At 73.2% G+C, this 21,118-nt stretch carries 15 protein-coding genes; 9 read left to right on the top strand and 6 right to left on the bottom strand.

What is annotated here, in order from left to right:
• Nucleotides 1-6: 6 nt before the first annotated feature.
• Together ACFV5H_RS08100 and argF are read left to right on the top strand one after the other, a co-directional pair.
• Nucleotides 7-1,242, top strand: coding sequence for an arginine deiminase (locus tag ACFV5H_RS08100; RefSeq protein ID WP_385056126.1), 1,236 nt, complete (start codon nt 7-9; stop codon nt 1,240-1,242).
• Nucleotides 1,243-1,301: 59 nt separating this feature from the next.
• The gene (argF, locus tag ACFV5H_RS08095; protein WP_385056128.1) at nt 1,302-2,309 is read left to right on the top strand and encodes an ornithine carbamoyltransferase; all 1,008 of its coding nucleotides are present in this window, start codon (nt 1,302-1,304) and stop codon (nt 2,307-2,309) included.
• Between the two features lie 15 nt (nt 2,310-2,324).
• Here argF and ACFV5H_RS08090 read toward each other — a convergent pair whose 3' ends face one another.
• Nucleotides 2,325-2,771, bottom strand: a complete 447-nt coding sequence (locus ACFV5H_RS08090; protein WP_385193465.1) for an ATP-binding protein — start codon at nt 2,769-2,771, stop codon at nt 2,325-2,327.
• 197 nt (nt 2,772-2,968) lie between these two features.
• On the opposite strand from ACFV5H_RS08090, the gene ACFV5H_RS08085 reads away from it, so the two are divergent.
• Together ACFV5H_RS08085 and ACFV5H_RS08080 are read left to right on the top strand one after the other, a co-directional pair.
• Nucleotides 2,969-3,796 carry an enoyl-CoA hydratase family protein gene (locus ACFV5H_RS08085; protein WP_385193462.1) on the top strand — a complete coding sequence of 276 codons (828 nt, stop codon included), beginning with the start codon at nt 2,969-2,971 and terminating at the stop codon, nt 3,794-3,796.
• 4 nt (nt 3,797-3,800) lie between these two features.
• Nucleotides 3,801-6,182, top strand: coding sequence for a bifunctional salicylyl-CoA 5-hydroxylase/oxidoreductase (locus tag ACFV5H_RS08080; RefSeq protein ID WP_385193459.1), 2,382 nt, complete (start codon nt 3,801-3,803; stop codon nt 6,180-6,182).
• Here ACFV5H_RS08080 and cysC read toward each other — a convergent pair.
• The 3 genes from cysC to ACFV5H_RS08065 all read right to left on the bottom strand — a co-directional run bounded on the left by cysC (nt 6,151) and on the right by ACFV5H_RS08065 (nt 9,323).
• Entirely contained in the window at nt 6,151-6,744 is a 594-nt protein-coding gene (cysC, locus tag ACFV5H_RS08075) for an adenylyl-sulfate kinase (protein WP_385193456.1), read from the bottom strand. The two genes, ACFV5H_RS08080 and cysC, sit on opposite strands and share 32 nt — an antisense overlap.
• A gap of 111 nt (nt 6,745-6,855) precedes the next feature.
• A complete protein-coding gene (locus ACFV5H_RS08070) occupies nt 6,856-7,677 on the bottom strand; it encodes a PaaX family transcriptional regulator C-terminal domain-containing protein (protein WP_385056143.1) in 822 nt (273 codons plus the stop codon).
• 35 nt (nt 7,678-7,712) lie between these two features.
• Nucleotides 7,713-9,323 carry an AMP-binding protein gene (locus ACFV5H_RS08065; protein ID WP_385193453.1) on the bottom strand — a complete coding sequence of 537 codons (1,611 nt, stop codon included), beginning with the start codon at nt 9,321-9,323 and terminating at the stop codon, nt 7,713-7,715.
• 117 nt (nt 9,324-9,440) lie between these two features.
• On the opposite strand from ACFV5H_RS08065, the gene ACFV5H_RS08060 reads away from it, so the two are divergent.
• Together ACFV5H_RS08060 and ACFV5H_RS08055 are read left to right on the top strand one after the other, a co-directional pair.
• Nucleotides 9,441-10,748 carry an acyl-CoA dehydrogenase family protein gene (locus ACFV5H_RS08060; protein WP_385193450.1) on the top strand — a complete coding sequence of 436 codons (1,308 nt, stop codon included), beginning with the start codon at nt 9,441-9,443 and terminating at the stop codon, nt 10,746-10,748.
• On the top strand, nt 10,745-11,143 hold the full coding sequence (locus tag ACFV5H_RS08055; protein ID WP_385193447.1) for a RidA family protein: 399 nt from the start codon (nt 10,745-10,747) through the stop codon (nt 11,141-11,143). Before ACFV5H_RS08060 ends, ACFV5H_RS08055 begins: the two co-directional genes overlap by 4 nt.
• 37 nt (nt 11,144-11,180) lie before the next feature.
• Here the strand turns inward: ACFV5H_RS08055 and ACFV5H_RS08050 are convergent, their stop codons facing one another.
• Entirely contained in the window at nt 11,181-11,375 is a 195-nt protein-coding gene (locus tag ACFV5H_RS08050; RefSeq protein ID WP_385193444.1) for a DUF5999 family protein, read from the bottom strand.
• Nucleotides 11,376-11,609: 234 nt separating this feature from the next.
• Between ACFV5H_RS08050 and ACFV5H_RS08045 the strand changes: the two genes are divergently transcribed.
• Nucleotides 11,610-12,053: a DUF6299 family protein gene (locus ACFV5H_RS08045; protein ID WP_385056155.1), complete on the top strand. Its 444-nt coding sequence runs from the start codon at nt 11,610-11,612 to the stop codon at nt 12,051-12,053.
• Between the two features lie 15 nt (nt 12,054-12,068).
• On the opposite strand, the gene ACFV5H_RS08040 is transcribed toward ACFV5H_RS08045, so the two are convergent.
• Nucleotides 12,069-13,127 (bottom strand): PucR family transcriptional regulator, encoded by a 1,059-nt coding sequence (locus tag ACFV5H_RS08040; RefSeq protein ID WP_385056158.1) that lies wholly within the window; start codon nt 13,125-13,127, stop codon nt 12,069-12,071.
• Nucleotides 13,128-13,502: 375 nt separating this feature from the next.
• On the opposite strand from ACFV5H_RS08040, the gene ACFV5H_RS08035 reads away from it, so the two are divergent.
• Complete coding sequence (locus ACFV5H_RS08035) at nt 13,503-15,548, top strand: SPFH domain-containing protein (RefSeq protein WP_385056161.1); 2,046 nt, start codon at nt 13,503-13,505, stop codon at nt 15,546-15,548.
• A 240-nt stretch (nt 15,549-15,788) separates the two neighbouring features.
• Nucleotides 15,789-21,077 carry a DNA repair ATPase gene (locus ACFV5H_RS08030; RefSeq protein ID WP_385193441.1) on the top strand — a complete coding sequence of 1,763 codons (5,289 nt, stop codon included), beginning with the start codon at nt 15,789-15,791 and terminating at the stop codon, nt 21,075-21,077.
• Nucleotides 21,078-21,118: the final 41 nt, after the last annotated feature.

The following is a 21,118-nucleotide window of genomic DNA, read 5'->3' as shown; positions in this document are numbered from 1 at the left end:
AAAGGCATGACCTACCACGTCGACTCCGAGGCCGGGCGGCTGCGCCGCGTCATCCTGCACCGGCCCGATCTCGAGCTCAAAAGGCTCACCCCCAGCAACAAGGACGCCCTGCTCTTCGACGACGTGCTCTGGGTGCGCCGGGCGCGCGCCGAGCACGACGGGTTCGCCGACGTCCTGCGCGACCGGGGCGTCACCGTCCACCTCTTCGGTGACCTGCTCGCCGAGACACTGGACCTCCCGGCGGCCCGCGCGCTCGTCCTGGACCGCGTCTTCGACGAGAAGGAGTACGGCCCGCTGGCCACCGACCACCTGCGGGCCGCGTTCGAGACGCTCCCGGCGCCCGAGCTCGCCGAGGTGCTGATCGGCGGGATGACCAAGCGGGAGTTCCTGGACGCCCACCCGGAGCCCACCTCCGTGCGCTTCCACGCCATGGAGCTCGACGACTTCCTGCTCGGCCCGCTGCCCAACCACCTCTTCACCCGCGACACCTCCGCCTGGATCTACGACGGTGTCGCCATCAACGCGATGCGGTGGCCGGCCCGGCAGCGCGAGACCGTGCACTTCGAGGCGATCTACCGGCACCACCCGCTGTTCCGCGCGGAGCCCTTCCACGTCTGGTCCGAGGGACAGGCCGACTACCCGTCCACCATCGAGGGCGGGGACGTGCTGGTCATCGGCAACGGCGCGGTGCTGATCGGGATGAGCGAGCGGACCACCCCGCAGGCGGTGGAGATGCTCGCGCACAAGCTGTTCGCGGCCGGCTCCGCCGAGACCATCGTCGCGCTCGACATGCCGAAGCGACGCGCCTTCATGCACCTCGACACCGTGATGACGATGGTCGACGGCGACACCTTCACCCAGTACGCGGGCCTCGGCATGCTCCGCTCGTACACCATCGAGCCGGGCGCGGGGGACAAGGAGCTGAAGGTCACCGACCATCCGCCGGAGCACATGCACCGCGCGATCGCCGCCGCCCTCGGGCTCAGCGAGATCCGGGTGCTGACCGCCACCCAGGACGTGCACGCGGCCGAGCGCGAGCAGTGGGACGACGGCTGCAACGTCCTGGCCGTCGAACCGGGCGTCGTCGTCGCCTACGAGCGGAACGCCACCACCAACACGCACCTGCGCAAGCAGGGCATCGAGGTGATAGAGATCCCCGGCAGCGAGCTGGGCCGGGGGAGGGGCGGGCCGCGCTGCATGAGCTGTCCCGTCCAGCGAGACGCGGTGGACAGTACCGTATAGAAATACAAAACTTCGTATACACTTCCAAGGGTTCGTGTCCCCCATCCCTGGAGCGCCCCATGGCGACTGTCCCGACCGCCCTCGCCGGCCGCCACTTCCTCAAGGAGCTGGACCTCACCGCGCCGGAGTTCCTCGGCCTGCTGGAGCTGGCCGCCGAACTGAAGGCCGCCAAGCGGGCCGGGACCGAGCACCGGTACCTGCGGGGCAGGAACATCGCGCTGATCTTCGAGAAGACCTCGACGCGTACGCGCTGCGCGTTCGAGGTCGCGGCCGCCGACCAGGGCGCCTCGACGACGTACCTCGACCCGTCCGGCTCGCAGATCGGCCACAAGGAGTCCGTGAGGGACACCGCGCGGGTGCTGGGCCGGATGTTCGACGGGATCGAGTACCGGGGGGACAGCCAGGCCAAGGTGGAGGAGCTCGCGGCGTACGCGGGGGTGCCCGTCTACAACGGGCTCACCGACGACTGGCACCCCACCCAGATGCTCGCCGACGTGCTCACGATGACCGAGCACAGCGACAGGCCGCTCACGGACATCGCCTTCGCCTACCTCGGCGACGCCCGCTTCAACATGGGCAACTCCTACCTCGTGACCGCCGCCCTGCTGGGCATGGACGTACGGATCGTCGCCCCGAAGGCCTACTGGCCCGCCCAGGAGATCGTCGACCGGGCGCGGGAGCTGGCCGTGTCGAGCGGGGCGCGTGTCACGCTCACCGAGGACGTCGCCGAGGGCGTCGCGGGCGCCGATTTCGTCGCCACGGACGTCTGGGTCTCCATGGGGGAGCCCAAGGACGTCTGGGGCGAGCGGATCAAGGCCCTCGCCCCGTACGCGGTGACCATGGACGTCCTGCGCGCCACCGGCAACCCGGACGTCAGGTTCCTGCACTGCCTGCCGGCCTTCCACGACCTCGGCACCAAGGTCGGCCAGGAGATCTTCGAGGCCCACGGGCTCACCTCCCTGGAGGTGACCGACGAGGTGTTCGAGTCGGCGCACTCGGTCGTCTTCGACGAGGCGGAGAACCGTATGCACACGATCAAGGCCGTCCTGGTCGCGACCCTCGCCTGAGCCCCCGCGTCCCGCTCAGACCGGGCGCCGCTGGCCCGGCAGCCGGAACCACACCGCCTTGCCGGACTCGGTGGGGCGGTGCCCGCAGGACGAGCTGAGGGTGCGGATCAGCAGCAGCCCCCGCCCGTGCTCCTGCCAGGGGTCGGGCATGCCGAGGGGCGTCGGACGGGTGAGATCGCCGGGCGGCTCCGGGTCGGCGTCGTGCACCTCGACCTGGCAGCCGGCCGGCAGCAGCCGCACCACCAGCTCTATCGGCGTGCTCCCCGAGGTGTGCTCCACGGCGTTCGCCACCAGCTCCGCCGTCAGCAGCTCCGCGGTGTCGCAGTCGGCGGAGTGCTCCCGCTCGGCCAGCGCCGTACGGACCAGCGCACGAGCCACGGGCACCGCCGCGGTGGTGTGCGGCAGCGCGACGCGCCAGGAGGTGGAGGCGGTGGGAGGTTCGTGCACAGTGAGTCCGTTCATGGAGCGGGTGCTCCTGCTTTCAGCCGTCCATGGTACGGCGCACCCGCCACGGCCCTTCGAGGGGGCGGGCCCCGCCGCGCACAGGACGGCGCCCGAACAGCGTATCGCGTGCACGTGACGACGGTCACCGACGGGTGATAACTTCATGGGGCAGAGCTCACTGAGCAGCGCAGTGCCCGCCCTAGGAGGCCGCCCTCATGAGTCCCTTCACCGGCTCCGCCGCCCGCACCGCCCGCTGGGAGCATCTGCGCGTCGACGTCGCCGACGGTGTCGCCACCGTCACCCTCGCCCGCCCCGACAAGCTCAACGCGCTCACCTTCGGCGCCTACGCCGACCTGCGCGACCTGCTCGCCGAACTGTCCCGGGAGCGGGCCGTACGCGCCCTGGTGCTGGCCGGCGAGGGGCGCGGCTTCTGCTCCGGCGGCGACGTCGACGAGATCATCGGCGCGACCCTCTCGATGGACACCGCCCAGCTCCTCGACTTCAACCGGATGACCGGCCAGGTGGTGCGGGCGGTACGGGAGTGCCCGTTCCCGGTGATCGCCGCCGTGCACGGAGTGGCGGCGGGCGCCGGCGCGGTCCTCGCCCTGGCCGCCGACTTCAGGGTCGCCGACCCCGGAGCCCGCTTCGCCTTCCTCTTCACCCGGGTCGGCCTGTCGGGCGGCGACATGGGCGCGGCGTACCTCCTGCCGAGGGTCGTCGGCCTGGGCCACGCCACCCGGCTGCTGATGCTGGGCGAACCGGTACGCGCACCGGAGGCCGAACGCATCGGCCTGATCAGCGCGCTGACGGACGAGGGCCACGCCGACGAGGCCGCCCAGTCCCTGGCCCGCCGCCTGGCCGACGGCCCCGCCCTGGCCCACGCCCGGACGAAGGCCCTCCTGACAGCCGAACTGGACATGCCCCTGTCGGCGGCGATCGAACTGGACGCCTCGACCCAGGCCCTCCTGATGACCGGCGAGGACTACGCGGAATTCCACGCGGCCTTCACGGAGAAGCGCCCTCCGAAGTGGCAAGGGAGGTAAGCGGATGTTCTCAGCACAGGGGACTGCAACACCGCCAGGGGCGCGGGGAACTGCGCGATCAGCCACAACGGCGCCGCACCCGCCCGACAGGAAAAACCACCCCCTTCGGGTGGCGATCATCGGCGGAGGCCCCGGCGGCCTCTACACCGCCGCACTGCTCAAACGCCTCGCCCCCGACCGCCAGGTCACCCTCTGGGAACGCAACGCACCCGAAGACACCTTCGGCTTCGGCGTCGTCCTCTCCGACGAGACCCTCGGCGGCATCGAACACGCCGACCCCGAGGTCTACGGAACCCTCCAGCAGGCCTTCGTCCACTGGGACACCATCGACATCGTCCACCGGAACACCCTCCAGACCTCCGGAGGACACCGCTTCGCCGCCCTGGGAAGGCGCCGCCTCCTGCAGATCCTGCACCACCGCTGCCACTCCCTCGGAGTCGATCTGCGCTTCCGTACCGAGGCCCCCGCCCCCGCCCGGCTGGCGGAGACGTACGACCTGGTCGTGGCCGCCGACGGAGTCCACAGCGCCACCCGCGAGGCCTTCGCGGACGTGTTCCGGCCCCGCATCACCGAGCACCGCTGCCGCTACATCTGGCTGGCCGCCGACTTCCCCTTCGACGCCTTCCGCTTCGAGATCGCCGAGACCGAGCACGGCGTGATGCAGCTGCACGGCTACCCCTACTCCACCGACGCCTCCACCGTGATCGTCGAGATGCGCGACGAGGTCTGGCGTGCCGCCGGATTCGACGAGACGGACGAGACGGAGTCCGTCGGACGCTGCGCCAAGATCTTCTCCGACGCGCTCGGCGGACGCCCGCTGAAGTCCAACAACTCGACGTGGACCACCTTCCGCACGGTCGTCAACGACCGCTGGTCGCACGGCAACATCGTGCTCCTCGGCGACGCCGCCCACACCGCGCACTTCTCCATCGGCTCCGGCACCAAGCTCGCCGTCGAGGACGCGCTGGCACTCGCCGCGTGTCTGGACGAACAGCCCTCCCTGGAAACCGCGTTGACCGCGTACGAGACGGAACGCCGACCGGTCGTGGCCTCCACCCAGCGTGCCGCCCGCGCCAGCCTGGAGTGGTTCGAGAACCTGCCCCTCCACCTCGCCCAGCCGCCCCGCCGGTTCGCCTTCAACCTGCTCACCCGCAGCCGCCGCGTCACCCACGACAACCTGCGGCTGCGCGACGCCCGCTTCACCGCGTCCGTGGAGCGCGAGTTCGGCTGCCCGCCCGGTACGCCCCCGATGTTCACCCCGTTCCGGATGCGCGGACTGACCCTGCGCAACCGGGTCGTCGTCTCGCCCATGGACATGTACTCGGCGGTCGACGGCGTCCCCGGCGACTTCCACCTCGTGCACCTCGGCGCCCGCGCGCTGGGCGGGGCCGGGCTGGTGATGACGGAGATGGTGTGCGTCAGTCCCGAGGGGCGCATCACGCCCGGCTGCGCGGGCCTCTACACCGGCAGACAGGCCGAGGCGTGGCGGCGGATCACCGACTTCGTGCACACGCGGGCGCCCGGCACCGCGATCGGCGTGCAGCTCGGCCACAGTGGCCGCAAGGGCTCGACCAAGCTGATGTGGGAGGGCATGGACGAGCCGCTCGACGACGGCAACTGGCCCCTCGTCGCCGCCTCGCCCCTGCCGTACAAGCCCGGTGGACAGATCCCCCGCGAACTGTCCCGGGCCCAGCTCACCGACATGCGGGAACAGTTCACGGCCGCCGCCGTACGGGCCGCGCGGGCCGGTTTCGACCTGCTGGAACTGCACTGCGCCCACGGCTACCTGCTCTCCGGCTTCCTCTCCCCGCTCACCAACCACCGCACCGACGCCTACGGAGGCTCGCCGGAGAAGCGGCTCCGCTTCCCGCTGGAGGTGTTCGACGCGGTGCGCGCGGTGTGGCCCGGCGACCGGCCGATGACCGTCCGGATCTCCGCCACCGACTGGGCGGAGGGCGGCACCACGGCCGACGACGCGGTCGCGATCGCCCGCGCCTTCGCCGCGCACGGAGCCGACGCGATCGACGTGTCGACCGGGCAGGTCGTGGCCGACGAGACACCGGAGTTCGGGCGCTCGTACCAGACCCCGTTCGCCGACCGGGTACGGCACGAGGCGGGCGTCCCGGTGATCGCGGTCGGCGCGATCTCCTCCTGGGACGACGTCAACTCCCTTATTTTGGCCGGGCGTACGGACCTGTGCGCACTGGCCCGCCCCCACCTCTACGACCCCCACTGGACGCTCCACGCGGCGGCCGAGCAGGGCTACGAGGGTCCGGGCGCGGTCTGGCCGGCACCGTACCGTGCGGGCAGCAGGCGGCCCCGGACCGGCCGCACGGACGCACCCAAACCCCGTCTCAGTCTCGGGAGTCGACCCCGGACGTCATGAGTTCCGCCCGCCGGGTCAGTCCGTGCTCCGCCAGCATCGCGTGGACCGCGTCGGCCGACTCCCACGGGGTCTGCGACTCCGTGCGCAGGACCAGCGCCGGGTCGGTGGGCGGCTCGTACGGATCGTCGACGCCGGTGAGCCCGGTCAGCATGCCGGCGGCCTGACGGGCGTACAGGCCCTTGACGTCCCGTGCGGCGCAGACCTCCACCGGGGCGGCGACGTGCACCTCGAAGTACGGTGTCGCGCTCGCCGCGTGCCGGGCGCGCACCGCGTCGCGGCTCTCGGCGTACGGGGCGATGACGGGGACGACACAGACCACGCCGTTGCGGGCCAGTACCTCGGCGACCAGGCCGACGCGCCGCACGTTCGCGCACCGGTCGGCCCGGGAGAAGCCGAGGCCCGTGGTGAGGAAGCGGCGTATCTCGTCGCCGTCGAGGACCTCCACCCTGCGCCCGTCCGCCCGCAGCCGGTCACGGAGCAGCCCGGCGACGGTGGTCTTGCCCGCGCTCGGCAGCCCGGTGAGCCAGACGGTGGCCCCCTGGGGCCTCGCCGTGGTGGTCATGCGCAACCGTCCTCTCTTCCCCCGTTCGCCCTACGACCCGATGGAGGCTAGGCGAGGAATGTGAGAGGACGGGATGAACGAGCTGAGGGTCGGCTGAGTGGGGCCGGGCCGCTACACGCCCACGAACACCGCCCCGGCGTCCCGCAGCCGCTCGTGCAGGGAGCGGAAGACGGCCGCCGAGCGGATGCCCGGCCAGTCGGCGGGGAGCAGGGCGGCGGGCAGGCCGGGGTCGGTGTAGGGGAGGTGGCGCCAGGAGTCCAGGGCGAGGAGGTAGTCGCGGTAGGCGTCCTCGGGCGGGGTGTCGGTGCGCCGCTCCCAGGCATGCAGCACGCGCGCGTGCCGGTCCAGGAACGCCTCGTGCTGCTCGGCGATCCCGGACAGGTCCCACCAGCGGGCCACCGCCTCCGCGGTGGGCGCGAAGCCCAGGTGCTCGCCGCGGAAGAAGTCGACGTAGTCGTCGAGGCGCAGGCGCTCCAGGGTGTGCCTGGTCTCCTCGTACAGCCGCGCGGGGGCGATCCACACGCCGGGGGCCGCCGTGCCGAAGCCGAGGCCGGACAGCCGGGAGCGCAGGACGTGCCGCTTCTGCCGTTCGGACTCCGGTACGGAGAACACGGCGAGCACCCAGCCCTCGTCCTCCGGCGGATCGGTGGCGTACACGCGGCGGTCGCCGTCGTCGAGCAACTGGCGTGCTTCGGAGGAGAGTTCGTATCCGGCCGCGCCCTGTGCGGTGCGCGCCGGGAGGAGCAGGCCGCGCCGTTTGAGCCGGGACACCGAGGAGCGGACGGACGGGGCGTCCACGCCGACCGCGGCCAGCAGCCGGATCAGCTCGGCGACGGGCACCGGGCCCGGCACGGAGCGGCCGTACGCGCCGTAGAGCGTGACGATGAGGGATCTCGGAGCGTGGGGGGCTTGCTGGTCGGACACGTTGATCATCTTAGGTCGTATGCGGATGGCGGGGTTCCCCGGCATCACGCACGGTCGTCCCCCGTCCCGGTGCGAGTGCGCAGCCGGAACCGCTGGAGCTTGCCGGTGGCCGTGCGGGGCAGGGCGTCCATGAACACGATCTCCCGCGGGCACTTGTACGGCGCGAGCTCGGACTTCACGAAGGCGCGCAGCGCCTCGGCGTCGCGTTCCGCGGCCTCCTTCAGGACCGTGTACGCCACCACGACCTGACCGCGTGCCTCGTCCGGCCGCCCGACCACCGCCGCCTCCACGACGTCCGGGTGGCGCAGCAGGGCGTCCTCGACCTCGGGGCCCGCGATGTTGTACCCGGCCGAGATGATCATGTCGTCGGCGCGGGCGACGTACCGGAAGTAGCCGTCGGAATCGCGGACATAGGTGTCGCCGGTGATGTTCCAGCCGCCGCGCACGTACTCCCGCTGGCGCGGATCGGCGAGGTAGCGGCAGCCGACGGGGCCGCGCACCGCGAGCAGTCCCGGCTCCCCGTCGGGCACGGGCGTGCCGTCGGCGTGCTGCACGCGCGCCTGCCAGCCGGGGACCGGAACTCCCGTCGTTCCGGGGCGGATCCGCTCGTCGGCGGCGGAGACGAAGATGTGCAGCAGTTCGGTGGCGCCGATGCCGTTGATGATCCGCAGCCCGGTGCGCTCGTGCCAGGCCCGCCAGGTGGCGGCGGGCAGGTTCTCGCCCGCAGAGACGCAGCGGCGCAGCGACGAGACGTCGTGGCCGTCGAGTCCGGCGAGCATCGCGCGGTAGGCGGTGGGCGCGGTGAACAGCACCGACACCCTGTGCTCGGCGACCGCGGGCAACAGCTGGTCCGGGTGCGCCTGTTCGAGGAGCAGCGCGCTCGCCCCGGCCCGCAGCGGGAACACCACCAGGCCGCCGAGGCCGAAGGTGAAGCCCAGCGGGGGACTGCCGGCGAACACGTCGCCCGCGACCGGCTTCAGCACGTGCCGGGAGAAGGTGTCCGCGACCGCCAGCACGTCCCGGTGGAGGTGCATGCAGCCCTTGGGACGTCCGGTGGTGCCGGAGGTGAAGGCGATCAGCGCCACGTCGTCGGCCGCGGTCGGCACCGGCTCGTACGGTGTGGTGGGCGCCGGGCGGTTCAGCAGGTCGCCGGGGGAGTCGCCGCCGTAGGTGGTGAGGGAGAGGTCCGGGATCTCGGCCTTGGCGAGGTCGTCGACGGCCCTGATGTCGCACAGGGCGTGGCGGACCCGGGCGATCTCGCAGATGGTGCTCAGCTCGTGCGGGCGCTGCTGGGCCAGCACGGTGACGGCGATCGCGCCCGCCTTCAGCACCGCCAGCCAGCAGGCGGCCAGCCACGGTGTGGTGGGGCCGCGCAGCAGCACCCGGTTGCCGGGGACGATCCCGAGGTCGCCGGTGAGGAGGTGCGCGAGCCGGTCCACGCGGGCGCGCAGCTCGCCGTACGTCCAGGTCGTGCCGTCGGGGACGCGGAACGCCGGGCGGCCGTCGGGCGGGCCGTGCAGCAGTTCGGCGGCGCAGTTCAGCCGCTCGGGGTAGTGCAGCTCCGGCAGGTCGAAGCGGAGCTCGGGCCACTGGTCGGGTGGCGGGAGGTGGTCGCGGGCGAAGGTGTCGACGTGCGCGGTGGCCCGTGGATTCATGACGGTTCGCCCCCTTGGCGTGGTGGGCTCGCATCAGGAGCGTATCGTGTCGGTGACGGCAGTCAACGGTCCGCGATAACCTCGGGAGTGGCCCAGCGGCGAGGGAAGGGACCGGCGATGACCGCATTCTCGCTCGAACCGGAACGACTCGCCTGGTGCGCGGAGCTGCGCGCCCTGGCCGAGGAACGCCTGCGGCCACTAGCCGGGAAGGGTGAACCCGGCCGGGTCAACCGCCCCCTCCTCGCCGAACTCGGCACCCTCGGCCTGCTGTCCCGCCTGTTCACCTCGGGCGCCCTCGATCTGTGCCTGATGCGGGAGTCCCTGGCCCACGCCTGCACCGAGGCGGAGACGGCCCTGGCCCTCCAGGGCCTCGGCGCCCACCCCGTCCACACCCACGGCACCCCCGCCCAGCGCGCCCGCTGGCTCCCCCGGGTGGCCGACGGCACCGCGGTGGCGGCCTTCGCCCTGAGCGAGCCGGACGCGGGCTCGGACGCGGCGTCCCTGTCCCTCACGGCGGAACCGTCCGTCGGGGCCGCCCCGACGGTGACACCCCGGCGGGCCGCACCGCCGGCCGCACCGCCGCCGGCCGCATCGCGGCGCGGCGAGCGCGGCGGGGCTCCGGATGCCCGGTCCGAGGCCCGGTCCGGACCGGCGGGGGAGACTGCCGCATCCGATCCGCCGCCGTCCCTCGCCACCGAGCCCGACGGGCCGGACGGCTGGCGGCTCACCGGCGAGAAGTGCTGGATCTCCAACGCCCCCGAGGCCGACTTCTACACCGTCTTCGCCCGTACCACCCCCGGCGCCGGCGCACGCGGTGTGACCGCCTTCCTGGTCCCCGCCGACCGGCCCGGACTCACCGGGGCCGCCCTCGACATGCTCTCCCCGCACCCCATCGGCGCCCTCCGCTTCGACGCCGTACCGGTGACCGCCGACGACGTGCTCGGCGAGGTCGACCGGGGGTTCCGGGTCGCCATGGACACCCTCAACCTGTTCCGCCCCAGCGTCGGCGCCTTCGCGGTCGGCATGGCCCGGGCCGCCCTGGACGCGACCCTCGCCCACACCGCCCGGCGGGACGCGTTCGGCGGCAAGCTGAAGGACCTCCAGTCCGTCGCCCACCAGGTCGCCGAGATGGCGCTGCGCACGGAGTCCGCCCGGCTCATGGTGTACGCGGCGGCGACGGCGTACGACGAGGGCGCCGACGGCGTCCCCGGGCGCGCCGCGATGGCGAAGCTGCTGGCCACCGAGACCGCGCAGTACGTCGTCGACCGGGCCGTCCAGCTGCACGGGGCCCGCGCCCTGCAACGCGGGCACCTCCTCGAACACCTCTACCGCGAGGTCCGCGCACCCCGCGTCTACGAGGGGGCGAGCGAAGTGCAACGGGGCATCATCGCGAAGGAGTTGTACAGGAACCTGGAGGACCGGTGACCGCCGAGCGCGTCAACCCGCCCGAGCTCTCCCCACCGGCCGGCTTCTCGCACGCCGTCGTCGCCACCGGCTCCCGGCTGGTGTTCCTGGCCGGCCAGACCGCCCTCGACGCCGACGGCGAGGTGGCCGGCGACACCCTGCCCGAACAGTTCACGCGGGCCCTCACCAACCTCCTCACCGCCCTGCGCGCGGCCGGCGGCACCCCCGCCGACCTGGCCCGCGTCACCGTCTACGCCACCGACGTGGCCGCGTACCGCACCCACGCCCGCGAACTCGGCCGTGTCTGGCGGGAGCTGGCCGGCCGGGACTACCCGGCGATGGCGGTCGTGGAAGTGGTCCGCCTGTGGGACGAACGGGCCCTGGTGGAACTCGACGGCTTCGCCCTGCTGCCCTGAGAGGACCGGACCGCTGCCCTGAGAGGGCCGGACCGGCTCAGGCGGCGACCACGAGCCGGTCGGCGGGGGCCCGGTGCGGGGCGACCACCCGGCCGTCGGGGAGCAGCTCGCCGGTGTCGTCGAAGACGATCGCACCGTCGCACAGCAGGCTCCAGCCCTGCTCGGGGTGGGCGGCCACCACGTGTACGGCGGTGTCATGGGGCTGAGGGCAGGAAGGCCGGTGGGCACACATGGCGCACCTCCACATTGGTGGAACGATCCGTATGGGTCGTATGCACAGACCATGCCCGGGCCGCGCATGCAGCGGAACCGCCCGCCGGGAAACGTGACAGCTCCCGGACCATCCCGGGACGGCTCCCCGACGGCCGGGGTCGACTCGCCACCGAAGGGGTGACGATGACCGGCCCCGGACCCCGCGCCGGGTACTGGTGGAATCCCTCATCACGCTCGTTCCGGGAGGTTCCCCATGCTCGTACGTCCCGCCCTCGGCGCCGCGGCCGGTTCCGCGCTGCTGCTGCTCGGCTTCGCCGCGGCGGCCCCCTCGCCCGCGTCGGCCGCCCCCTCCGCCCCCTCGGAGTCCGTGACGGTGGACAAGGAGGGCCGGATGGCCGACGGATCCGTCACCCTCTCCGGTACCTACCGCTGCCTCGGCGGCGACGGACCGGTCTTCGTCAGCTCCTCGGTCAACCGGCCCTCGTCCCACACCCACTACTCCGTCGGCGGCACCCGCGCGGTCTGCGACGGCGAGGAGCACCGCTGGGAGAACACCGGAACCGTGCCCGCAGGCGCCCTCGAGGCGGGCCGGGCCCACGTCGAGGCCACCCTCATGGAGCTGCGCCCCAGCGGCATCCTCCTGCTGCCCGTCGTCCACGCGGTCGGGCACCAGGACATCACCCTGGTCAAGGGCTGATCCGGGCCCGGCCCCTCACAGCTCGCCGGCCGGCCAGTCCAGCAGACGCGCTCCGATCACCGCCGTCTGGAGCATGTAGCGGTGGGACGCGTCCGACGGATTGGCGCCGGTGAGCTTGTGGATGCGCTCCAGGCGGTACGTCAGCGCGCGCACACTCAGCGAGAGCCGCCGGGCCGCCTCCGCGGCGACACAGCCGGAGTCGAAGTACGCGGTGAGCGTGTCCAGGAGGGGCACGGCACCGCCGCGGGCCGTCGTCAGCGGCCCCAGGGTGTTGTGCACCAGGTCGGCCATGGCCTGGCGGTCGCGGGCCAGTACGGGATAGACGAGCAGGTCGGCGGCGCGCAGCACCGGGTCGTCGAGCCCCAGCCGCTCGGCTATCTCCAGTGAGCTCAGGGCCTCCTCGTAGGACTGGACGACACCGCCCGGCCCGGACTGCGGGCGTCCGACGGCGACCTGGCCGCCGTCGGTGGCGGCGTGCGCCTGCTTGGCGAAGTACGTGAGCACCTCGCCCTGGTGTCCGGGCGCGATGCACAGCAGCCGCCCGTCCTTGGTGGTGAGCAGGATGCTGCGGTCACCGAACCGGGAGATCAGGGCGCGCTCCACCTGCCGCGGCACCGGATCGCCCTCGTCGTAGGCGACCGCACCCCGGGCGACCGCGACCGCGTGTTCGTGGGACAGCCGCAGCCCGAAGCGCTCGGCGCGCTCCGCCAGCCGCCCCAGGTCGCTGCGGCCGTAGAGCAGGTCGTCGATGAACTCCCGCCGCGCGGCCTCCTCCTGACGCACCGCCAGCCGCTGCGCCCGCTCGTACCCCTCGGCGAACGCGTCCACGACCTGCTGTACGGCCGTGAGCGCGTCGTCGGCCGAGTCCGCCCCGCGCGGCCACGCGCCGCGGGCGCCGGACAGATGCGCGCTGACGAGGGAACGCAGACCGAAACCCGCCTCCGCGGCCCGTTCCCCCAGGGCCCGCCGGGAGGCGATCTCGTCCCGGGTGAGGCGTCTGCCCGTGGCCGCGACCTCGGCCAGAATGCGGGCATAGCCCTCCAGATACTCCTCCGGGATCTCCCGTTCCGTCACGCGTTCCCCCCGACTCTTGACGCTTCCCTAACGCGCCGAGTGTGTCACACCGGCATCAAGTCCCTGATGAATGTTGCCGGGTTCCGGCAGTGCGCGAGCATGCCCCGAGCAGGCAGCATGGTCCGCGGGGAGCACCGCGGATGGTTCCGGTGCCGGGCACCGGCAGGTGCCCGGCACCGGAACCCGGAGGGGAGCGGTGTGCGCCCTCGAACGTGAACGGTGAGCGGGAGGGTGCGCAGGATGCGGACGGCATCCGTCCGCACCCGGCGCAGAACCGCGGCGCCGACTGAGTCGTCTCCTCCTCCGCCGGACCTTCACCCGCCTCACCAACGAGGCACCGCTCGACCTACTTCCTAGCCCGGGAGGACGTGTCCCATGGATGCCGCCACCGTGGGCATCGCCGTACTCGTCGGCGTCGCCCTGCTGCTCATGCTCATCGGCCTGCTCGTCGTCTCCAAACTGTTCCGCAAGGTGGAGCAGGGCAAGGCACTGATCGTCTCCAAGGTCCGCAAGGTCGACGTGACCTTCACCGGGTCGGTCGTGCTGCCGGTGCTGCACAAGGCCGAGGTGATGGACATCTCGGTGAAGACCATCGAGATCACCCGGGCCGGCAAGGAAGGCCTGATCTGCCGGGACAACATCCGCGCGGACATCCGCATCACGTTCTTCGTCAAGGTCAACAAGGCCGTCGACGACGTCATCAAGGTCGCCCAGGCCGTCGGCACCGCGCGGGCCAGTGACCGGAACACGCTCCAGGAGCTGTTCCACGCCAAGTTCTCCGAGGCGCTGAAGACCGTCGGCAAGCAGATGGACTTCACCGACCTCTACACCAAGCGCGAGGAACTGCGGTACCGGATCATCGAGGTCATCGGCGTCGACCTCAGCGGCTACCACCTCGAGGACGCGGCGATCGACTACCTGGAGCAGACACCGCTGACCCAGCTCGACCCGGGCAACGTCCTCGACGCGCAGGGCATCCGCAAGATCACCGAGCTGACGGCCGTGGAGCACGTCCGCACCAACGAGGCCCAGCGCAACGAGCAGAAGGAGATCACCCGGCAGGACGTCGACGCCCGCGAGGCGATCCTGGAACTGGAGCGCCGGCAGGCCGACGCCGAGATCAAGCAGCGCCGGGAGATCGAGACCGTACGGGCCCGCGAGGAGGCCGAGACCGCCCGGGTGGTGGAGGAGGAGCGGCTGCGGGCGCAGAGCGCCTTCCTGCGCACCGAGGAGCAGCTCGGCGTGCAGCGCGAGAACCAGGCCCGTGAGGTCGCCGTCGCCGCCAAGAACCGCGAGCGGGTCATCGCCGTCGAGAGCGAGCGCATCGAGAAGGACCGGCTCCTCGAGGTCATCGCCCGGGAGCGGGAGACCCAGCTGACCCGGATCGCCGCCGACAAGGAGGTCGAGGCGGAGAAGCGGGAGATCGCCGAGGTCATCCGTGAGCGGGTGGCGGTGGACCGCACGGTCGCCGAGCAGGAGGAGTCCATCAAGAAGCTGCGGGCGGTCGAGGAGGCCGAGCGGCAGCGGCAGGCCGTGATCATCGCCGCGGAGGCCGAGGCGCAGGAGAAGCTGGTCAAGGACATCAAGGCCGCCGAGGCCGCCGAGCAGGCCGCCACGCACCGCGCCGCCGAGGAACTCACCCTCGCCGAGGCCCGGTTGAAGACCGCCGACCTCGACGCACGGGCCAAGCTGCGGCTGGCCGAGGGCGTCCAGGCGGAGTCCGCGGCCGAGGGGCTGGCCGTCGTCCAGGTCCGCGACAAGGAGGCCGACGTCATAGAGAAGGCGGGCCGCGCCGAGGCCGAGGCGACCCAGGCACGGCTGCGCGCGGAGGCCGAGGGGGCGCGGGCCAAGGCCCTCGCCGACGCGGAGGCCATCAGCGGCAGGCTCCGCGCGGAGGCGGCCGGCCTCACCGAGAAGGCGGCGGCGATGGCCGCCCTCGACGAGGCGTCCCGCGGTCACGAGGAGTACCGGCTGCGGCTGGAGGCCGAGAAGGACATCCGGCTCGCCGGACTGGACGTGCAGCGGCAGGTCGCCGAGGCGCAGGCGACGGTCCTCGCCACCGGACTGGAGAACGCGGACATCAACATCGTCGGCGGCGAGTCGGTGTTCTTCGACCGGCTGGTGTCCTCGATCGCGCTCGGCAAGGGCGTGGACGGCTTCGTCCGGCACTCCGAGACCGCGCAGGCCCTCGCCGGGCCCTGGCTGGACGGCTCGGCGAGCTTCACCGACGACCTGAGCCGGATCCTGGGCGCCGTCTCCACCGCCGACGTGCAGAACCTCACGGTGTCCGCGCTGCTGATGCGGCTGATGCAGCAGGGCGGTGAGAACACCGGCCGGTTCAAGGAACTGATCGAGAAAGCCGGTGAGCTGGGCCTCTCGGACACACCGCTGGCCGCGCTGAACGGCCACGCCAGGGCCTGACCACCCTCCGGTCGGGGGGGGCCCCCCCCGGGGCCGCGGCGGCCCCGCCCCCCCCCCCCGGCGCCGCCCCCCCACAACACCCCCCCCCCCCCCCCCCCCAAACACCCCCCCCCCGGCCCCCCCCCCGGGCCGGCCCCCCCCCCCCACCCCCCCAAAAAAATTTCCCGCCCCCCCGGGGGGGGGCCCCCCCGCCCCGGGGGCGGGCGCCCCCCGGCCGCACCTTCCGAGAGGCAGCCAGCCATGACCACCGGCACCCACGAGCCCACGAACACGGCCCCGCGCGGAACGCCGGGCCCGGGCACCCCAGGAACCGGCACCGCTCCCGCTGCCGCGACCGGTGCCCTCCACGGCACTCCCGGAGCGAGTGGCTCCGAGGGGGCGCCCGACGGGGGCCGGTCCCGGACGGCCTCCGGCCCGGGCGGGCGCGGCGGGGACCCCGGGCAGGGCGGAGCCCCCGGGAGGTCCGAGCCGGGCGGATCCCGCGGGGCGTCCGGACAGGCCGGATCCCGCGGGGCGTCCGGCGCGGACACCGCTCGTGAGTGGGCCGGCGCCGGCGGGCACCACGAGCCGTCCCGTACGCCCGCGCCGGGCGGGACCGACGCGGCGGTCGACGGCGGCGCCTACCAGGTGCTGCGCGACCGCCTCGCCGACCGGGCCACCGAACTCGCCCGCCGCGCGGAGGCGTTGAACCACCGCCGCGCCGAGGAGTTCGGCGCTCCCGAACTGCGCCTCACCGGCACCGAGCGGCTGCGCACCGACCGCACCGCCGTGCCCCGCGACATCGTCGCCGTCGGCGACGTACTCCTCTTCGGATACGAAGCCCGTCCCCGGCCCGAACGGGACACCACGGTCGCCGACGTCCTCGCCCCGCACGACCGCGACCTGAACCGCCTCCCCGACGACGCCGTCCCCGGCCTCCTCGACGACCCCGGCTTCGTCCGCGAGTTCGCCGCCCTGCACCGCTACTACCGCCAGGCACGCCTGCTGCGGCTGCGCCGGGTCGACGGCAAGCTGCTCGCCGTCTTCCAGACCGGTGAGAAGGCCGGCGACATCCGCGTGCTGCGCTGGACGATCCCGGAGGACGGCCGGTCGGCGGTCTTCCTGGACGCGCGCGGCGACCGCGACCACGCCCGTACCCCGCCCGCCGACATCGACTGGACGCCCACCACCCGCGAGGACCACGTCCTCGGCCGCCACTCGCACGTCTCCGTCCAGGGCGAGGTCTTCGTCGACACCCTCGGCGGCACCCTCACCGTCAAGACCGAGAACGACACCGCCACCCCCGACGGCATCCACAGCGAACCGGTCGACGAGCCCCTGCAGTCCCTCGCCGACGCCGAGATCGCCCACGCCCGCGTCGGCCCCCTGATCCTGCTGCGGATCCTCCCCTACAAGGAGACCGCGCCCCGCCACCTCGTCTTCAACACCCTCACCCGGTCCGTCGTCCGCCTCGACGGCATCGGACAGGGCCCCCGCCGGCTCCCCGACGACCAGGGCATCGTCTTCCCCGGCGGCTACTGCCTCGCCGCCGGCCCCCACAAGACGTACGAACTCGACACCACCGGGATGGAGTTCGCACACGAGGTGCGCTCGCCGCACGGCGAGGACGTGCTGTACGTCTTCCACGCGCCCGGACACGGACGCGCGCTGCTGCTGTCGTACAACCTCATCCGCGAGGCGGTCGCCACCCCGATGGCCTGCCACGGCTGGGCGCTGTTCGACGACGGACTCCTCGCCCTGCTGCGCCCCGACGGCGACGACCCCGCCCGCGTCCACCCCGTACAACTGTGGCACTCGCCCTACGTCTCCGACACCCACGCCGCCGCACAGCCCGTCGGCGAGGGCCCGCTGGCCCGGGTCGGCAACGCCGACCTCGTACGCGGCGTCTCCGACTGTCTGTCCCTGGCCCGCTCCGTCGCCGAGACCACCCCCACCGCCGAGGTGTACACGGCCCTGGTGGCCGCCTGCGTCCGAGCCCTGGACACCCACCACTGGCTGGGCGACAGCGAACTCGGGGATCTGCGCGCCCCGTTGGCGGAGATGCGTGCCACCGCCGACCAGGTACTGGCCGAGTTCGAGACCGTACGCGACCTCACCCGCCGGGCGGCCGAAGCGCTCGACGAGGCGGCGGACCGGATCGCCTCCGTGGTGCGCCGGCTGCGCGGCGAGCAGCCCCGCGAGGCCGCCGCCTGGGTCACCGGACTGACCGAACTCCGGCACGCCCAGGGCCATCTGCTGACCCTGAAGGACATGCGGTACGCGGACCACGCCCGCATCGACGCCCTCGCCGACGGCGCCGAGGGCGACCTCGCCTCCTTCGGGCAGCGCGCGATCGCCTTCCTGGCCCGCGAGGACGCCTTCGCCGCCCATCACGCGGACGTCGAACGGCTGGTCGCCGACGCCGAGTCGGTCACCACCACCGCCGAGGCCGCCCCGGCCGCCGCCCGCCTGGACGAACTGGCCGACGGGCTGCGCACGGTGACCGAGGTGGTCGCCGGGCTCGACATCGCCGACGCCACCGTCCGCACGGCCGTCCTGGAGCGGGTCGCCGAGGCGATGGGCGGCGTCAACCGTGCCCGCGCCACCCTCGACGCCCGCCGCCGGTCCCTCCTCGACAGGGAGGCGCGCGCCGGCTTCGCCGCCGAACTCGCCCTGCTCGGCCAGACGGTCACCGGTGCCCTCGCGGCAGCGGACACCCCGGAGGCCTGCGACGAGCAACTGACACGGGTACTGGCCCAGCTGGAGGCACTGGAGTCCCGTTTCGCCGAGTTCGACGACGTCCTCGGCGAGCTCGCCGACCGGCGCACCGAACTCTACGAGGCGTTCTCCGCCCGCAAACAGAGCCTCTCCGACGCCCGCGCCCGCCGAGCCGAACAGCTCGCCTCCGCCGCCGCCCGCGTACTGGAGACGATCACCCGGCGCTGTGCCACGCTCCCCGACACCGACGCGGTGAGCACCTACTTCGCGTCCGACCCGCTCGTCACCAAGGTCCGCCGCACCGCCGACGAACTGCGCGGACTCGGCGACCGCGTCCGCGCCGAGGAACTCGACGGACGGCTGCGCTCCGCCCGCCAGGAGGCCGCCCGCGCCCTGCGCGACCGCACCGACCTCTACGCGGACGGCGGACGCGCCATCCGCCTGGGCGACCACCGGTTCGCCGTCTCCACCCAGCCCCTCGACCTCACCGTCGTCCCGCACGGCGACGGTCTCGCGCTAGCCCTCACCGGCACCGACTACCGCGCCCCCGTCACCGACCCCGCCCTCCTCGCCGACCGCCCCCTGTGGAACCGGCACCTGCCGTCCGAGTCACCCGGGGTCTACCGCGCCGAGCACCTCGCCGCCCGCCTGCTGCGCGAGCCCGGCCCCGACGCCCTGACCGGCGCCGACGACCTCGCCGCCCTGGTTCGCCGGGCCGCCGAGGAGGCGTACGACGAGGGGTACGAGCGGGGCGTCCACGACCACGACGCCACCGCGATCCTCACCGCCGTGCTGCCCCTGTACGCCCGCGCGGGCCTGCTGCGCCACGAGCCCGCCGCCCGCGCCCACGCCCTGCTGTACTGGGCGCACGGCACCACGGCCCAGGAGCGCGCCGACCTCACCCGCCGCGCCCGCTCCCTGGCCCGCGTCCGCGACGCCTTCGGGCCGCCGCCCGCCCTCGACGTGCTACGGGAGGAACTCGCCCGGGCCATGGGCGTCCGGGGCGAGGACGCCCCCGCCCGTCCGGAGGCCTGCGCCGCGTACCTCCTCGACGAACTGACCACCGGCCCCGAGGGTTTCGTCATCAGCGCCCGCACCCGCACGCTCCTCGACACGTTCCGCCGCGAGGTCACCGCCGGGGCCTACGACGACGACCTCCCCGCCCTCGCCGACCTCACCGCCCGCCGCCAACTGGTCGAGGCCTGGCTGACCGCGTACGCCGCGACCGCCGGAGAGGAACCGACCGCCGGCGACCTCGCCGAGGCCGTGGCCGCCGAACTCTGCCCGGACACGCCCCGCCACACATCGGACGCGCCCCTGACCGTCACCGTGGACGGCCTGCTCGGCACCCACCCCCGGATCACCGACCGCCGCCTCGCCCTCCGCCTGGACGAGTTCCTCGCCCGCACCGAGGAGTTCAGGGAACATGACGTACCCGCCTTCCGCGCCTTCCAGCGCCGCCGCACCGCCCTGGTGACCGCCGAGCGCGCCCGGCTGCGCCTGGACGACCACCGGCCGCGCGTGATGTCGTCGTTCGTCCGCAACCGCCTGGTCGACGAGGTCTACCTCCCGCTGGTCGGCGACAGCCTCGCCAAACAGCTCGGCACCACGGGCGAGTCCGGCCGCACCGGCACCGGCGGTCTGCTGCTGCTCGTCTCCCCGCCCGGCTACGGCAAGACGACCCTCATGGAGTACGTCGCCGACCGCCTCGGCCTGGTGCTGGTGAAGATCAGCGGCCCCGCACTCGGCCACGCGGTCACCTCGCTCGACCCGGCCGAGGCACCGAACGCCACCGCCCGCCAGGAGATCGAGAAGATCAACTTCGCGCTCGCCGCCGGCAACAACACCCTCCTGTACCTGGACGACATCCAGCACACCTCGCCCGAACTGCTCCAGAAGTTCATCCCGTTGTGCGACGCCACGCGCCGGATGGAGGGCGTGTGGGAGGGCGAGCCGCGCACCTACGACCTGCGCGGGAAGCGGTTCGCCGTCTGCATGGCCGGCAACCCCTACACCGAGTCCGGCGAGGCCTTCCGGGTCCCGGACATGCTGGCCAACCGCGCCGACGTGTGGAACCTCGGTGACGTCCTCACCGGCAAGGAGGACGTCTTCGCGCTCAGTTTCGTGGAGAACGCCCTCACCGCCAACCCGGTGCTCGCCCCGCTCGCCGGCCGCGACCGCGCCGACCTCGACCTGCTGATCCGCCTCGCCGAGAACGACCCCACGGCCCGTGCCGACCGCCTCACCCACCCCTACGCCCCCACCGAACTGGACCGCGTCCTGGCGGTGCTGCGCCACCTCCTCACCGCCCGCCGGACCGTCCTCACCGTCAACGCGGCCTACATCGCCTCCGCCGCCCGGTCCGACGACGCCCGCACCGAGCCGCCGTTCCGCCTCCAGGGCTCCTACCGCAACATGAACAAGATCGCCCAGCGGATCCAGCCCGTCATGAACGCCGCCGAACTGACCGCCGTCATCGACGACCACTACACGGCCGAGGCCCAGACCCTCACGACGGGCGCCGAGTCGAACCTCCTGAAACTCGCCGAACTACGCGGCACGCTCACCGCCGAACAGGCGGCCCGCTGGACCGAGGTGAAGGCCGCCCACACCCGTACCCTCACCCTGGGCGGGCCGGACGAGGACACTCTGACCCGCGCGATCGCCGCCCTCGCCCTCCTCGGCGACCGCATCGCCGCCGTCGAATCGGCCATCACCCGGGCGGCGGACCCGCGCCGGCTGCCGGTTCACCCAGTGGCCCGCGACGTGCCTTCCCGGGGCCTGCGACCGATGGAGGGGCTGGAGAGCGGCGAAGGCTCGGAGGGGGTGTGAGGTTCCGCGGGGAGAGGCGAGGACGGCTGGGACGGACAGAG

Source organism: Streptomyces sp. NPDC059787 (genome assembly GCF_042732315.1).
GTDB lineage: Bacteria > Actinomycetota > Actinomycetes > Streptomycetales > Streptomycetaceae > Streptomyces > Streptomyces atrovirens.
This window is presented reverse-complemented; position numbering and strand designations above follow the sequence as displayed.